Raw genomic sequence first — 14,837 nt, 5'->3', positions numbered from 1 at the left:
CACTGGACTGGAAAACACCCGCCGAAGCCCTCGACGAACTACTCTCCAACCCGTCCACACCGACCGCTGTTGCATAGAGCGCTAGAAACCGCCGGGCGATTTGAGGCAGTTTTGCGTCTGCTCGCGCTGGCCGCCGGGCTGGACCGGACCCTAGCCGAGGAATGTGTTTCGGCGGTTCGCCAACAACTGGTACAGCGTCTGCTGGATGGTCTCGCGAACCTGGTCGGTCAGCTCGAACGTGATCATCGGATCCTCGGCGGCCGATTCGTCGTAGTCGGACGTCTGGATCGGCTCGCCGAACTGGATATGCCACTTGGACGGCAGCGGCACCAGTCCTGCCGGTCCCGCCAGCGGGAAAAGCGGGGTGACCGGGAAGTACGGCAGCCCGAACAGCCGGGCCAGCAGCTTCACGTCGGCGATCATCGGATAGATCTCCTCCGACCCGACGATCGAGCACGGCACGATCGGCGCCTTGGTCCGCAACGCCGCCCCGACGAAGCCGCCGCGGCCGAAGCGCTGCAGCTTGTAGCGGTCCTTGAAGTGCTTGCCCAGGCCCTTGTAGCCCTCGGGGAAGACGGCGGTCAGCTCGCCTGCGGCCAGCAACCTGTGCGCGTCGGCGGTGCAGGCCATGGTGTGGCCCGCCTTGCGGGCGGCCTGACCGATCATCGGCATGTCGAACACCATGTCGGCGGCGAGCAGCCGCAGATCCCGGTTCGTCGGATGCTTGTCGTGCACCGCCACCGCGGTCATCAGCCCGTCGAACGGCAGCACGCCCGCGTGGTTGGCCACCACGAGCGCCGCGCCTGTTCGCGGCAGGTTCTCGACGCCGCTGACCTCAACGCGGAACCACGAGTTGAAAAGCACACGCAGCAAAGGCAAAAAGATTGCGTTGTTGAGGTGGCGGTCGAAGCCGAACTCGTCGACGGTGTAATCACCCAACAACCGCTTGCGGGCGAACTCCGCGACGGCGGCGATCCGCTTGGCCAGTTCGGACGGCGTTTCTTCGGCCGGTGCTGTGCCGCCGAGGGCGCCGCGGCGCTGATCGATCTCGCGAACAACCGCGGCGATCTGCTCAGCGGAAGCGCGGCCACCGGAGTCTGTCAGCAGCGAAGGATGTCGGCGTGAACTTGAGGCGCGCGCGGCAGAAGCGCGTCGTTGGGCCTGCGTTCGGCCCGAATTAGAGTGCAACGGAATGACTTTGGCTTTGGGCTCGCCCGCCACGTGTACCTTCTCCCCACCCGATTTGAAAAATATTTTGTTCTAACGTCCCCAACGTTGCGCCGCCGACACCGCGCGACTCTCCATCGAGCGTACCCATCGCGGGTCGAGGATCGGAGTCAATCCACGGCCCCGGACGTAATCGTCAAAGGCTTCCGCGGTCGTCCACTTCGGGCTGTAGCCTAGGTCGTTACGCATTCGCGTGGTGTCCATCACCCGGCCATAGCTCAAGTAGTCAAGCTGCTCCCGATCGAGTTCAGTGTAGCGAGTTGCGCGTCTCAGCGAATCCACAGCCCACAGCGCGGACCGAGGCATCGGCAGCGGAATGCGGCCCGCCCGCCGGATGGCCTGACTCATCATGATGATGCCGGGTGCACCGATGTTGAACGTGCCCGCTCTGCCCGCCATCGTCGCGCGTTCCAGCGCGCCAAGGGCGTCCTGCTCATGCAGCAGCTGCAGCCGCGCGTCGTGACCGACGACGGTCGGCACCACCGGACCCGCCAGGTAGCGCGACAGCGCGGTGTCCATCGCGGGGCCGATCATGTTGGCCAGCCGCAGGATGCTCACCGCGATGTCGGGGCGGCGACGGCCCAAACCGCGGGCGTACCCCTCGATGTCGATGCTGTCGCGGGCGAACCCTTCACCGGGCGGCCTGCGTCGGCTGCTGCTCTCGGTGAACAGCACCGGATCGCGCGAACTCGAGCCGTAGACCTCCGAGGTCGACTTGAGCACGACCCTACGCACGGACGGCGCCTTCTGACACGCCGCGAACAGCTGGATCGCGCCCATCACGTTGAGTTCCTTGAGCGTCGCGCGCCCCCCGGAGCGCGGCGCATAGGACGCCGCCGCGGCGTGGACCACGGTGTCCACGTCGCCGTTGCGGATAACCTTGGCGATGAACGGGTTCCTGATGTCGGCGCGGACGAACTCCGCCCGCCCCATCCGGCGCAGTAGATCCTTGCTCGGCGCAATCGCGTCAACCGCGATGACGTGGTTGATCAACGGGTTCTGGGCGAGCCTGGCCGTCAGATATGCGCCGAGAAACCGGCACGCGCCGGTGACCAGGACGACTTTCGGATAGTGGACGGTGTCGCGCGAATCCGACCCGTTCGAATGGCCCCCTGAATCCATTTCGACAGATTAGCGGCCGAACCCGAAAGCTACTTGCCGAGCTTTCTGCGCTGCACCCGGGTGCGACGAAGCAGCTTGCGGTGCTTCTTCTTCGACATGCGCTTACGCCGCTTCTTGATGACTGAACCCATGAACCCAGAAGTCTCCGTACCTATGCCTAAAAAGCCTGTTGACCCGCACACCTTACCGAAGAGGCATAGGTAAACGAAAAACAGCTCCTGGCGCTCGCGCGCGGAGGCGCCCGCTAGCCCGCGTCGAAGTAGGAGCTCTCCAACATGTCGTGGACAGCCTTGGCGTGCACGCGGAACGAGCGTCCGACGCGGACGGCGGGCAACTCGCCGTTGTGCACCAACCGGTACACGGTCATCTTGCTGACCCGCATCAGACTCGCCACCTCGGCGACAGTCAGAAATTGAGCTCGTGGCGGCTGACCGTCAGTCTGGCCGGCGTCGCGCGCCGCCTTCCCACTAGCCGAATCCCGCGCCGATGGCCCGTTCATAGACGTCATCGCAACCCAATCCATCAGGCACGGGCAGTTCCAGCGGCTTCCCCACCGCTGGCACCGACCCGTGCTTACCACTGGGAGAATAGCGTGGCGGATGGGGTTACTGCGACGGGTGTGGGCTAATCGGTGGGAAATTGACTAATTACTCAGATGTAATTCCGAGCTGCTCAGAGCGCCTTTTTGCGGCATCCACGGCGTCCGCCACCGCGGCCCGCAAACCGCCCCGTTCGAGTTCACGCAGCCCAGCGGCGGTGGTGCCGCCCGGGGAGGTGATCGTCGCCCGCAACTGAGCGGCCGTGGTGTCCAAGGCCGCGCCGAGTGAACTGCCCGCCGCATCGCCCGCCTGCTGAGCCTGATCCAACCGCTCCAGCAACATGGCGGCCGAGCCTGCCATGGTTTGCACGACCAGATCGGTCGCCACCGATCGAGTCAACCCTGCCGCCACGCCCGCGTCGACCAGCGCCTCGACCATCAGGAAGAAGTACGCGGGCCCTGACCCCGACACCGCGGTCACCGCGTCGAGTTGCGACTCGGGCACGGTGAGCACCCCGCCGACCGCGTCGAAGATCGCCGACACCTCCTTGAGGTGCTCGGCGGTGGCGAACCGGCCGCGCGCCAACGCGCTCACCCCACCGCCGACGACGACGGGCGCATTGGGCATCACCCGGATCACCGGCGCGCCGGCGGGCAGCTTGTTCTCGTAGAACTCGGCGGTGACACCGGCGACCACCGACACGAAAACCTGTTCTGCAGCATCACTTTCGGCTCTGGCGGCGGCCTCGGCGATTTCCGCCACCACTGCCGACACATCGCTGGGTTTGACCGCGACGATCACATACGTCGCGGTGTCGACGGCGTCCGACACCGTCGTCACCAAGACCGAATAGGTCTCGGACAGATACTTCGCGCGGTCAGGGCTCTTCTCGGCGATCACCAGGTCCTTGACCTGCCGCCCCGCGCGCAACAGCCCGGACAGTAGCGCCTCGCCAATACTTCCACCGCCGACGATCGCGATTCTGGCCATGCGCGCAAGCATTGCATGCGCCCGGCTGTCACTGCGGGGCAGGCACCATCGCCAGTTGCCGACTCTGCACGACGATGTGGCCCTCACAGTCGACCACGACGTGATCCTCGTCGAACCAGTCCTGGCCGATCTGCATCGTCGTGCACAGCACCCGCAGCCAACCGTCGGCGGGCAGCGCTCGAAGGTACGCGGTGAGCTGTATCGTCGGCGCCCAGCCCGTCCGGTTCACCCCGAAGGTCACCGGCGCCGACACGTCGCCGCACAGCAGTGCGAAAAGTGCGTCAGGGGCAACGCCTTTCGGCCGCACCCAATATTCGATGATCGGCGGTCCGCCGTCGGAGCGCGGCGTGAACGTCGTCAGCGACGGGCGGATGTCGCAGCCGTGTGCCAGGTGCACGATGTCTTCCATCGGATGCCCAGGCCCGATCGGTTCGAGGCCGGGCGGCGGCTCGGGCGGCATCAACGGGATGACGGGGTTCACCGACAACAGCGGCGGCACATGGTGTTCCGGGTCACCGAGAGTGATCGCGGCGCGCACGGCAGTTCGATCGCCTTGGTTCAGTTCGACGTCGATCAGGCTGACGCGGCGACCACGCTTGCGCACAGTCGTGACGATCTGCATGGGGCCAGGATCCGGCGCCCACAAGAAATTGCCTGACACCGCGATCGGCTGCACATCGCCGTCCCCTGCGCTGCGCCCGTGGGCCCAGTGCTCCTGGATTGCGGCGTTCGCGCACAGCGCCAGCATCGCGCCGCCGTGCACTTTCGGGCCGATGGTCCAATGCTCGTTGAGCTCACCGTGATAGCCGCCGTCTCCGGCCGCTGTCAGCGCCATGGCGTCGGTGAACAGGGTCGATCCGGGCATGTGTGTCCTTTTGTGCGTCAGCGCAGCAGGTGCTTGCGGGCGAAGTCCAGCGACTCCTTCAGCAGCGCTTCACGTTCGGTGGCCGTGCGCGCGCCCGATGTGGTCACCTCGAGGATGACATGCCCCGAGAAGTCGCTGGCGGCCAGCGTCTCGCAGATTTCCGCGGTCGGCTGGGTGCCACGGCCCGGCACCAAATGCTCGTCGGTGGACGCGCCGCTGCCGTCGCACAGATGCAGATGCGTCAGGCCCTCACCCATCCGGCGGGCCATGTCGATGGCGTCGGTGCCTGCGGTCGCGGTGTGCGACAGGTCCAGCGTGTAGTGCGCGTGGTTGCCGTCCAGCGGGTCATAGGACGGGGCGAACGCCGATATGCCTGGGCCGGGCTTGCCGCCACGCTTGCGCATCCGCTCGATCGACGTCTGGCCCGCGCCGAAGAACCGGTCGGCGCGGAACGGGAACACGTTCTCCACCGCGACCATCACGTCGCTTGAGGCCTCGAGTTCGGCGACTTGATCGGAGAAACCCTCGGCGTAGCGGCGCTGCCACCGAAACGGCGGATGGACGACGACGGTCTGCGCGCCGAGTTGCTCGGCCGCCCGCACGCTTCGATCGAGTTTCGGGATCGGATTGGCACCCCACACTCGCTGCGAGATCAGCAGGCACGGCGCATGCACCGACAGCACCGGCATGTCGTACCGGGCGGAAATGGCGGCAACCGCTTCGACGTCCTGGCTGACCGTTTCCGCCCACACCATCAGCTCGACGCCGTCGTACCCGAGCCGGGCCGCATATTCGAACGCGGCTTCGGTCCTCAGCGGGTAGACCGAGGCGGTCGACAGACCGACCTTGATGGCAGGGCGCACAGTGTTTATCGGTAGACGTCGTCGCCGTCAGCCCGACTGCAACAGGGCCAACGGTCCCAGCGTGACCAGCGCCCCCACTGCCACCGCGATCAACGTGCTTCCGATGTCCTCTGTCTTGCGGACCACGCGGACGCCGACGACCAGGCCGAGAATCACCAGCACCGACAGCACGAGTGCCACGATGTTGTTCCATTTCCACAGCTGGTCGAACGCGATGAACAGGCCGGCACCGAATGCGACGGCGATGATGCACTGGCCGACCACCCAGGCCGCACGCATAAACGACGACATCGCGCTCGACGGCTCGGCCGCCGCATCCTCGTGGTCCTCGTGGTCCTCGCGCTCCTCGAGGTCAATGTCCTCGGGCCGCGGCCGTGATCGACCTCTGGCCAGGTCGTCGGCCACGGTCTGACCGCCGAACAGCGGACCTGCCGAGGAGCGCAGATACGACGGCAACTCGTCGGGGTCCCTGTCCTCGACGTCACTGGTGAACGCGGCCTCGGTGTCTTCGTCCTCGATCTCCGGTTCGTCGACCAGATCGACCGGGGAATCAAACAGGTCATCCTCGTCGACCGGATCAGGGCTCATCTCCTCGGCGCCAAGGCCGACTGACGCGAAGCGTCGGGGTTCCGGTGTGTATTTCGGCCGGCGTGGCGGCGGCGCGAAAAAGTCCACCGGCTCGTCCTCGACGTCGCGCTGCTCGATGTGGGCCGCGTAATCGGCGACCGCGTCCGCATAGTCGTCGTCGACATCCTCGACGTCCCTGTCGACATCGATACCCGGATCGGCCTGCGCCTCTTCGGGTTCCGTGTCGATGTGGCTGTCCACACCGTTGGTCGACGCGGGCCGGTCGTCTACCGCGGGGATGGTCCGCGTCGTTTCACTGTCGTCGACCCGCGCACCGGAGACGACGGGAATCTCGCCGGTCAGTTCGGCGACCGTGACAGCGTCCGTATCGCCGCGGCGTTTGCGGCGCCTGCCGCCGACGGGCGGCGCACCGATCGTGCCGTTGCGCGCCAGCAACTCCGCAACCGAGATCGGTCGCGTGTTGTTGTGGTCTTCAGGTCCTGTCATCGTTTGTTGCCTCTGAGGCTAGCCGCCTATCGTCCAGCATCCCGCACTCAGGTCGCTTTTCAGCTCCGCCGAGGAGGTCGCTTTTCACTTTTCGGGACCGCCGACCAGGTCCCTGCCGTCGGCTTCGCTGTCGAGTTTCCGCAGAATCAGCCCTTCTCGCAACGCCCAAGGGCAGATATCGACGCTGTCGACTTCGAGAGCCTTCATGCTCGCCTCAGCTACCAAGGCGCCCGCCACGATCTGTGGCGCTCGCTCGGCGCTCACTCCTTCCAACTCCGCACGGTCAGCCGCGGTCATCCTAGAGATGAAAGCTATGAGCTGTCTGAGGCCGGCCGCGGTCAGCGTCCGTTTCACCCGCGGCCCCGCACCGGAGGGCGCCGCACCGGTCAGCCTGGCCAGCGAACGGAACGTCTTCGACGTCGCCACGGTCAGGTCGGGGTTGCCTGCCTTGAGCACCTCGGCAGCGGACTCGGCGACCTCGGTGGCCAGCCAGTCGCGCAGCATGGCGACGCGGCGGCGCCCCGGCGGATCATCGGGCAGCCACTCCCGGGTCAGCCTGCCCGCACCGAGCGGCAGCGACAACGCCACTTCCGGCTCCTCGTCGACGCCGTTGGACAGTTCGAGCGAACCGCCGCCGATGTCGATGTTGATGATGCGGCCGGCGCTCCACCCGTACCAGCGCCGCACCGCCAAAAACGTCAGCCGGGATTCGTCGCGTCCGCTGAGCACCTGCAGCGCGACCCCCGTCTCGGCCAGCACCCTGGCGAGCACGTCCTCGGAGTTCTTGGCGTCGCGGACGGCGGAGGTGGCGAACGCCATCAGCTCCGCGCAGCCGGAACTCGTGGCGATCTTGGCGAACTCGTCGATGGTGCTGACAAGTTTGTCGGCGCCCTTGCGGGTCAGCTTGCCGGAACCGTCAATCGACTCGGCCAGCCGAAGCGACGCCTTGGTCGAACTCATCGGCGTCGGGTGGCCGCCGCGGCGCGCGTCCACCACCAGCAGATGGACGGTATTGCTGCCGACATCCAGCACGCCTAATCGCACGTCCCCAACTTAATGGGTTTACCGTTGACTTTTGTGAGCGCATCGCATCCAGGTGAGGTGGAACTTGACTTCGCCCGTGAGTGGGTTGAGTTCTACGACCCCGACAACCCAGAACATCTGATCGCCGCCGACCTGACGTGGCTGCTGTCGCGGTGGACGTGTGTGTTCGGCACGCCCGCCTGCAAGGGCACGGTCGAGGGCAGACCCGACGACGGCTGCTGTTCGCACGGCGCGTTCCTGTCCGACGAGGACGATCGCGCTCGCCTCGATGATGCCGTCAAACAACTGACCGACGAGGATTGGCAGTTCCGCGACAAGGGGCTGGGCAAGAAGGGCTACCTGGAATGGGACGAGTATGACGACAAGCCCAATCTTCGGACCCGAAAGTACAAGGGCGCCTGCATCTTTTTGAATCGCCCCGGGTTTCCTGCTGGCATCGGATGCGCGTTGCACAGCAAGGCGCTCAAGCTGGGTGTCGAGCCGTTGACCATGAAGCCGGACGTCTGCTGGCAGTTGCCGATTCGCCGCACCCAGGAGTGGGTTGAACTACCCGACGGCACCGAGATCCTCAAGACCTGGATCAGCGAATACGACCGGCGCGGATGGGGCGAGGGCGGTGCCGACCTGCACTGGTACTGCACCGGCGACCCCAACGCGCACGTCGGCGCGAAGCAGGTGTGGGAGTCGTACGGCCCGGAACTGACCGAGTTGCTCGGCGAGAAGGCGTACGCCGAACTTGCCGCAATGTGCAAGCGGCGCAGTGGATTAGGGCTGATCGCCGTACACCCGGCGACCCGCGCCGCCGAATGACTCTGTACCTCTTCCGGCTGAACCCGCCGCGCGCCGACTTCGCGCAGACGATGACGGCGCAGGAACAGAAGGCAATGGCCGAGCACATGGACTACTGGCAGCAGTTGTTGGCCGACGGCAAGGTTCTTGTCTACGGACCCGTCGCCGACCCGGAAGGCGTCTGGGGCATGGGTGTGCTGCGAGTGAACGACCGCGCCGAAGTGTTGGCGATCGGCGAACGCGACCCGTCAGTTGCCGCCGGCGTCAACACTTTCGAGGTGTTCGAGATCATGGGCGGTCGGACTCCGTAGGTACTCGTCGGGCAGGCGCCACAGCCACACCGCAGTACCGAGCAGCACCGCGGCGAACACGAAAACATAAGTGGCGGGCAATATTTCGGCCCAGACGCCACCGAGGTGCAACGACAGAATCCCGGCTTGCGGAGTGTCGCCCGCCACGGTGACGAACCAGCCGCCGAGGCCGGCGCACAGCGACCACATCGCCACTGCCGACGCGCGGCTGCCGACGACGTACGCGCGATAACCGAGGTGAACGATCAACGGCGCGAACCACACCCAGTGGTGGCTCCAACTGAACGGTGACGCGGCAGCAGACGCGAGGCCGACGACCGCGATCGCCAGCACCTCCTGACCCCGTCGGCACGCCATCGCGGCCAGCCCGACCGCGACGGCGGCGACCACCATGGCAACGACGGTGGCAGTGGCCGGCGAACCGTGCAATCGAAGCACCAGGCCACTGACGCTGGTGTTGGCCAGCGGATCGTGCGAGATCCGGTTGACGTCGTCGAAGCGGCCGCGCAGCCAGTACGCCACGGAATCGGTTGGCGCGATCGCGAATCCGAGCGCCACGGTAGCGACGAAGGTTGCCGTCGACACCAGCGCGGCGCGTATCCGCCGGGTCACCAGCAGATAGATGATGAACAACGCGGGCGTGAGTTTGAGCCCCGCGGCCAGGCCGATACCGACGCCCGACCACTTGCCGCGACGGGCTGCCAAGAGATCGGCGACCACGAGCACCAGCAGGACGAGGTTGATTTGACCCAGCTCAGCGGTGAGCCGCAGCGGTTCCAGCCAGGCAATCAGACCGACCAGCAGCGCGCCGAGGCCGAGCAGCGCATCGCCGGACCGCACGCCCATCGACTTCAGCATCTGCACGACGGCGTACGTCAGCGCGGCGAGCATGGCGAACAGCCAGAGCCACCGCACGTCGGCGTCGCGAAGCAGGGTCAGCGGCACCGCGCAGATCGCGGCGAACGGCGGATAGATGAACAGCAACTCGCCGGGCTTGCCGGTCAGACCCGTCGAGTAAAGGTCGAGACCTTGCACCAGGCGCTGGCCTGCGAACCGGTAGACCATCAGGTCGACCTGCATTCGCAACGTGGGCCACTGCGCGTAGACAGCGACGTACGTTGCCAATGCCATCACCGCGACGAGCGGCCCGCCGCGGATGACCCAGGCTGCGGGCTTCTTATCGGGTTCGTGGTCGCGTGTTTGCAAGTGGCCGAGGGTAGACGGGGTAATTGTGAACGATTCACAGGGGTCTACCCCGTCCAGTGTCGAGTTATGTCACGCTGTCCCGACGAATCGCGTGACGGTAATGCACGTTAGCGCCAATCGGGAAGAGCTCAGCCCTCGAGTTTGTAGCCGAGGCCGCGCACCGTCACCAGGTGCACAGGGTTCGCGGGGTCCGCCTCGATCTTGGACCGCAACCGCTTGACGTGAACGTCGAGTGTCTTGGTGTCGCCGACGTAGTCCGCGCCCCACACCCGGTCGATCAACTGGCCGCGGGTGAGCACCCGTCCACTGTTGCGCATCAGATATTCGAGCAGGTCGAACTCCTTGAGCGGCAACGTGATGCCCTCGCCGTTGACCGACACGACGTGGCGCTCGACATCCATCCGCACCGGCCCGGCCTCGAGAATGCCGTCGCCGACGCCGGATTCGTCGCTGTCGCTGCCGCGGCGCAGCACCGCGCGGATGCGTGCGATCAGTTCACGCGCCGAGTACGGCTTGGTGACATAGTCGTCGGCGCCGAGTTCCAGCCCGACGACTTTGTCGATCTCGCTGTCGCGCGCCGTGACCATGATGACGGGAACGCTTGACCGCGAACGCAATTGCTTACACACATCGGTCCCACTCATGCCCGGCAGCATCAGGTCCAACAGGACGATGTCAGCCCCCGCGCGCTCGAATTCGGCGAGGGCTGACGGGCCATCGCCCACCACGGTGGCCTCGAAACCCTCCTTGCGAAGGAGGAAGGCCAGAGGATCGGCCAAGGACTCCTCGTCCTCCACGATCAACACGCTGGTCATTGGTCTGGCTAGTCCTCTCGCTCGTCTTCCACTTCCAGGGCATGATCCCCATCGGGGTAGGCCGGAATCGACAAGGTGAACGTCGACCCCGTCCCCGGCTGACTCCACAGCCGGATGGATCCGTTGTGATTGGCGGCAACGTGTTTGACGATCGCCAGGCCCAGCCCGGTGCCGCCGGTGGCCCGCGAGCGGGCCTTGTCCACGCGGAAGAACCGCTCGAACACCCGCTCCTGGTCCTCACGGGCGATGCCGATACCGCGGTCGGTGACCGCGATCTCGACGTTGGGCCCACGCCTGCGCCGACTGACCGACACTGGCGAACCGTTGGGCGAGTAGGCAATCGCATTGGACACCAGGTTGGCGATCGCGGTGACGAGCAGTTGCTGGTCGCCGTAGACCCGGTAGCCGGTCGGGGCGTCGGTGGTGATCGCGATGTCGGCGTTGTCGGCCGCCACCTTGTAGCGCGACAGCGCCTCGGCCACCACGTGGTCCACGTCGACAGCCTCGAGATCGGGCAACCGCTCGCCGCCCTGTAGCCGGGAAAGGTCGATCAGCTCGCCGACCATGTCGGCCAGCCGGTTCGATTCGGTGAGCATCTTCTCGGCGAACCTGCGCACGGTTTCGGGGTCGTCGGCCGACGCCAACAGGGCCTCGGCGAGCACCCCCATCGCCCCGACCGGCGTCTTGAGCTCGTGGCTGACATTGGCGACGAAATCCCGGCGAGTGGCTTCCATCCTGGCGTGCTCGGACTGATCGTCGACGTAGAGGACCGCGAACCGCCGGTCCTGATCGGTCAGCAGTTGCACATGCCCGCGGACCGAGAGCCCGGACCGGCCGGGATTGACGGTTTTGCGGGGCAACAGGTCGACCTCCCCCGGCTCACCGCTTTTCAGCGTGCGCTCGGCAGCCAACCAGGCCCGGTCGTCGAGGCGGCGGTCACGGACCAGCCCGAGCTGCTCGGCGCGGTCGTTGGTGTAGACCACGTCACGGTAGCTGTCGACCACGGCGACGCCCATCGGCGAACCCGACACGATGTGCTCGAGCATCTGCGAGACGGTGATACCGGACTGCTCGGTTTGCCTGCGTCTGCGGCGTTCCAGGATGCGCGGAGCCAATCCCGCCCCGACGCCGACACCGATCATCAGTGCGAGCAGCGCCACGGCCCCCACGATCAGGAGCGCCGATACCACACTCACGCGAAAATCGTACGCACCCGGTGAACGTCATCCCAGCAGCGTGCGGCCAAAACGGGACATGTCACACCGTCAATTGCAGGTGTTCGGTAGCCGTTTACCCAGAGTTCGCCGAACGGGTTCTACTTCGCGCCCTGGGCGGCGACCGCGGCCGCACCTGCCGCGGCGGCCTCCGGGTCCAGGTACTCCCCGCCGATGACCGTGGGCCGCAGATCGCCGTCCAGGTCGTAGCGGAGCGGGATCCCGGTCGGGATGTTCAGCCCGACAACGTCCTCGTCAGACATGCCGTCGAGGTACTTCACCAAGGCTCGCAGCGAGTTGCCGTGCGCCGCGATCAGCACGGTCTTGCCTGCCCGCAGGTCAGGCACGATCGTGCTCTCGTAGTACGGCACGAACCGCGCGACGACGTCCTTGAGGCATTCGGTGAGCGGACCGCCGTCGATGTCGGCGTAGCGCGGGTCGGTGTCTTGGCTGAACTTGGTGCCCCGCTCGATCGGCGGCGGCGGGGTGTCATAGCTGCGCCGCCACGCCATGAACTGCTCTTCGCCGTAGCGCTCCTTGGTCTCGGCCTTGTTCAGGCCCTGCAGCGCGCCGTAGTGGCGTTCGTTGAGCCGCCAGTCGCGGTGCACCGGGATCCAGTGCCGATCCGCGGCGTCCAACGCCAGATTGGCGGTGTTGATCGCCCGCCGCAACAGCGAGGTGTAGAGCACGTCGGGCTGGCGGTCCAACGCCTTGATCAACTCGCCGGCGCGGACGGCCTCGGCCCTGCCCTTCTCCGTGAGATCGACGTCCACCCAGCCGGTGAACAGGTTCTTCTCGTTCCAGTCACTTTCGCCGTGGCGGAGCAGGATCAGCGTGGCCGAAGAAGACCGAGAATCTGAAGCCATGCCGGAATCCTCTCACGGTTGTGGTGTCAGCCCGCGGCCAACGTCCGTCGGGCGAATGCGGATCAGTCGTCGTCCTCGTCGATCAGGTGGGCGAACGCCTGCAGGTTCTTCAGCGACTCGCCGCGCGACACCCGCCACTCCCACTCCTTCTGGATCGACGACCGAAAACCCAACTCCAGCAACGTGTTGAAGTCCGAGTCGACGGCTTCGAGCACCTGCCCGAGCACCCGGTCGATCTCGTCGGGGGTGACGGAGGCCAGCGATATCCGGCCGACCAGATAGATGTCGCCGACGTTGTCCAGCGTGTAGGCCACGCCGTAGAGCCTGCGGTTGCGCTTGAGCAGGAACCGGTACACACCCTCGTGGTTCTCGTCGGGCTTGCGGCAGACGAACGCTTCGACGCGGACCGAATGCTCACCGATCGACAGGATGGTGTTGGTCTTGAGCCTGCGCTCGCCCGGCAACTCGACGATGATGCCCGGCAGCCCGCCGTGCGCCCCCTCGTGCCGAGTGCAGACGAGGCCGTGCTCCTTGCAGGTGTCCTCGATGATCTGCGCAGCCGTGCTCACGCCCTGACCCCGCGTCGCATCGAGAAGCGCCGACCGTTGCGCCGCGCCGTCACGTCGGGCCCGCGGTGGCGTGCCCGGTAGTCGGAGATGGCGCGGCCATAGCTGGCCAGCAGCGAGTCGACGGTGTGCGCCCAGGAAAACGTGGCGGCGTGCTCGACCGCCGCGCGGCCAAGGGTGTCCGGGCCCCGGGTGAACAGCGCATCGATCGCCTTGGCCCAGTCGTCGTCGTCGTGCCCGTCGACCAGCGTGCCGGTCACCCCGTCGCGCACCGCGACCGGCAGTCCGCCGACGGCGGCGGCCACCACCGGGGTGCCGCAGGCCTGGGCCTCGATGGCGACCAGCCCGAAGGACTCCGAGTAGCTCGGCACGCCGACGATGTCGGCGGCCCGGAAGACCTCGACGAGTTGCTCGCGGGACTGTGGCGGCAGGAACGTCACGCGCTCGGAGATGCCCAATTCGTCGGCCAGCCGAACCAACCCGTCCGGCGCGTGTAGTCCACTTCCCGACGGTCCACCCGCCACCAGCACCCGCACACCCGGCAGTTTGGCCGCGGCGCGCAGCAGCACATCTGGCGCCTTGAGCGGTTGGATGCGGCCGACGAATGCCAGCACCTGCTCGTGGGGGTCGAGTCCGAGCGCCGCGCGGGCGGCCAGCTTGTCACCTGGTGTGAACATCTCCAGGTCGACGCCGGGGTGTACCACATCGATGCGGTTCGGATCGGCATGGTGCAGCGAAACCAGTTGCTGCGCTTCATGTTCAGTGTTCACGATCAGTCGGTCCGCCTCGTCGACGACCTGCTGTTCGCCAACGGCGCGCAGCGGCGGTTCCGGTGAGTCACCGTCGGCCAGCGCGGCGTTCTTCACCGCGGCCAGCGTGTGCGCGGTGTGCACAAGCGGCACCGCCCACCGGTCGCGCGCCAGCCAGCCGACCTGTCCGGACAGCCAGTAGTGCGAATGCACGACGTTGTAATAGCCGGGCTCATGGGTGGCCTCCGCGCGCAGCACGCCCGCGGTGAACGCGCACAGCTGGGTGGGCAGGTCGTATTTGTCGAGCCCTTCGAACGGCCCCGCGACCACGTTGCGCACCAAGACGCCTGGCGCCACCTTCACGACCGGCTGATCCGCCGATGAGGTGGCCCTGGTGAAGATCTCCACTTCGACGCCGCGGCGGGCCATTTGCAGCGCGCTCTGCAGCACGTAGACGTTCATGCCGCCGGCATCGCCGGTGCCTGGCTGGGCCAGCGGGGAGGTGTGCACCGAGAGCACAGCGACGCGATGGGGCAGATCCGGAGCTAGGCGCACACACACATGTCTACACCTGCATTCGGCGCACGCCTCGCGCGC

17 protein-coding genes are annotated in these 14,837 nt (G+C 66.5%); 2 read left to right on the top strand and 15 right to left on the bottom strand.

Going from position 1 to position 14,837, the window contains the following annotated elements; all coding sequences use genetic code 11:
- Positions 1 to 150: 150 nt before the first annotated feature.
- From ACGFK1_RS22060 to ACGFK1_RS22020, 9 genes are all read right to left on the bottom strand, one after another.
- Positions 151 to 1,254: a lysophospholipid acyltransferase family protein gene (locus ACGFK1_RS22060; RefSeq protein ID WP_393434125.1), complete on the bottom strand. Its 1,104-nt coding sequence runs from the start codon at positions 1,252 to 1,254 to the stop codon at positions 151 to 153.
- Positions 1,255 to 1,260: 6 nt separating this feature from the next.
- Entirely contained in the window at positions 1,261 to 2,349 is a 1,089-nt protein-coding gene (locus tag ACGFK1_RS22055; protein ID WP_393434074.1) for an SDR family oxidoreductase, read from the bottom strand.
- Between the two features lie 29 nt (positions 2,350 to 2,378).
- Complete coding sequence (locus ACGFK1_RS22050) at positions 2,379 to 2,480, bottom strand: 30S ribosomal protein bS22 (protein ID WP_003402602.1); 102 nt, start codon at positions 2,478 to 2,480, stop codon at positions 2,379 to 2,381.
- Positions 2,481 to 2,593: 113 nt separating this feature from the next.
- Positions 2,594 to 2,857, bottom strand: a complete 264-nt coding sequence (locus ACGFK1_RS22045) for a helix-turn-helix domain-containing protein (RefSeq protein WP_393434071.1) — start codon at positions 2,855 to 2,857, stop codon at positions 2,594 to 2,596.
- A 139-nt stretch (positions 2,858 to 2,996) separates the two neighbouring features.
- A complete protein-coding gene (gene proC, locus ACGFK1_RS22040) occupies positions 2,997 to 3,878 on the bottom strand; it encodes a pyrroline-5-carboxylate reductase (RefSeq protein WP_393434068.1) in 882 nt (293 codons plus the stop codon).
- 28 nt (positions 3,879 to 3,906) lie between these two features.
- The gene (locus tag ACGFK1_RS22035) at positions 3,907 to 4,743 is read right to left on the bottom strand and encodes a thioesterase family protein (protein WP_393434065.1); all 837 of its coding nucleotides are present in this window, start codon (positions 4,741 to 4,743) and stop codon (positions 3,907 to 3,909) included.
- A gap of 17 nt (positions 4,744 to 4,760) precedes the next feature.
- Positions 4,761 to 5,606, bottom strand: coding sequence for a sugar phosphate isomerase/epimerase family protein (locus ACGFK1_RS22030; protein ID WP_393434062.1), 846 nt, complete (start codon positions 5,604 to 5,606; stop codon positions 4,761 to 4,763).
- A gap of 27 nt (positions 5,607 to 5,633) precedes the next feature.
- Positions 5,634 to 6,680, bottom strand: a complete 1,047-nt coding sequence (locus ACGFK1_RS22025) for a hypothetical protein (RefSeq protein ID WP_393434059.1) — start codon at positions 6,678 to 6,680, stop codon at positions 5,634 to 5,636.
- Between the two features lie 84 nt (positions 6,681 to 6,764).
- Complete coding sequence (locus ACGFK1_RS22020; protein WP_393434057.1) at positions 6,765 to 7,724, bottom strand: hypothetical protein; 960 nt, start codon at positions 7,722 to 7,724, stop codon at positions 6,765 to 6,767.
- Positions 7,725 to 7,736: 12 nt separating this feature from the next.
- On the opposite strand from ACGFK1_RS22020, the gene ACGFK1_RS22015 reads away from it, so the two are divergent.
- Positions 7,737 to 8,534, top strand: a complete 798-nt coding sequence (locus ACGFK1_RS22015) for a hypothetical protein (RefSeq protein ID WP_393434054.1) — start codon at positions 7,737 to 7,739, stop codon at positions 8,532 to 8,534.
- Complete coding sequence (locus ACGFK1_RS22010; RefSeq protein ID WP_393434051.1) at positions 8,531 to 8,824, top strand: YciI family protein; 294 nt, start codon at positions 8,531 to 8,533, stop codon at positions 8,822 to 8,824. The genes ACGFK1_RS22015 and ACGFK1_RS22010 overlap by 4 nt, the downstream gene beginning before the upstream one ends.
- Here the strand turns inward: ACGFK1_RS22010 and ACGFK1_RS22005 are convergent.
- The 6 genes from ACGFK1_RS22005 to mshA all read right to left on the bottom strand — a co-directional run bounded on the left by ACGFK1_RS22005 (position 8,762) and on the right by mshA (position 14,795).
- The gene (locus ACGFK1_RS22005; RefSeq protein ID WP_393434048.1) at positions 8,762 to 10,030 is read right to left on the bottom strand and encodes a glycosyltransferase 87 family protein; all 1,269 of its coding nucleotides are present in this window, start codon (positions 10,028 to 10,030) and stop codon (positions 8,762 to 8,764) included. The two genes, ACGFK1_RS22010 and ACGFK1_RS22005, sit on opposite strands and share 63 nt — an antisense overlap.
- 128 nt (positions 10,031 to 10,158) lie before the next feature.
- Positions 10,159 to 10,845, bottom strand: a complete 687-nt coding sequence (gene regX, locus ACGFK1_RS22000; protein ID WP_393434045.1) for a two-component sensory transduction protein RegX — start codon at positions 10,843 to 10,845, stop codon at positions 10,159 to 10,161.
- An 8-nt stretch (positions 10,846 to 10,853) separates the two neighbouring features.
- Positions 10,854 to 12,041 (bottom strand): sensor histidine kinase, encoded by a 1,188-nt coding sequence (locus ACGFK1_RS21995; protein WP_393434042.1) that lies wholly within the window; start codon positions 12,039 to 12,041, stop codon positions 10,854 to 10,856.
- Between the two features lie 119 nt (positions 12,042 to 12,160).
- Entirely contained in the window at positions 12,161 to 12,925 is a 765-nt protein-coding gene (locus ACGFK1_RS21990) for a phosphoglyceromutase (protein WP_393434039.1), read from the bottom strand.
- A gap of 62 nt (positions 12,926 to 12,987) precedes the next feature.
- Entirely contained in the window at positions 12,988 to 13,494 is a 507-nt protein-coding gene (locus tag ACGFK1_RS21985) for a YbjN domain-containing protein (RefSeq protein WP_393434036.1), read from the bottom strand.
- Positions 13,491 to 14,795 carry a D-inositol-3-phosphate glycosyltransferase gene (gene mshA / locus ACGFK1_RS21980; protein WP_393434033.1) on the bottom strand — a complete coding sequence of 435 codons (1,305 nt, stop codon included), beginning with the start codon at positions 14,793 to 14,795 and terminating at the stop codon, positions 13,491 to 13,493. The genes ACGFK1_RS21985 and mshA overlap by 4 nt, the downstream gene beginning before the upstream one ends.
- Between the last annotated feature and the right edge of the window lie 42 nt (positions 14,796 to 14,837).

It is taken from the genome of Mycobacterium sp. NPDC048908, from assembly GCF_043197955.1.
GTDB lineage: Bacteria > Actinomycetota > Actinomycetes > Mycobacteriales > Mycobacteriaceae > Mycobacterium.
The sequence above is the reverse complement of the archived record's forward strand: the minus strand, read 5'-3'. Positions and strand labels throughout refer to the sequence as shown.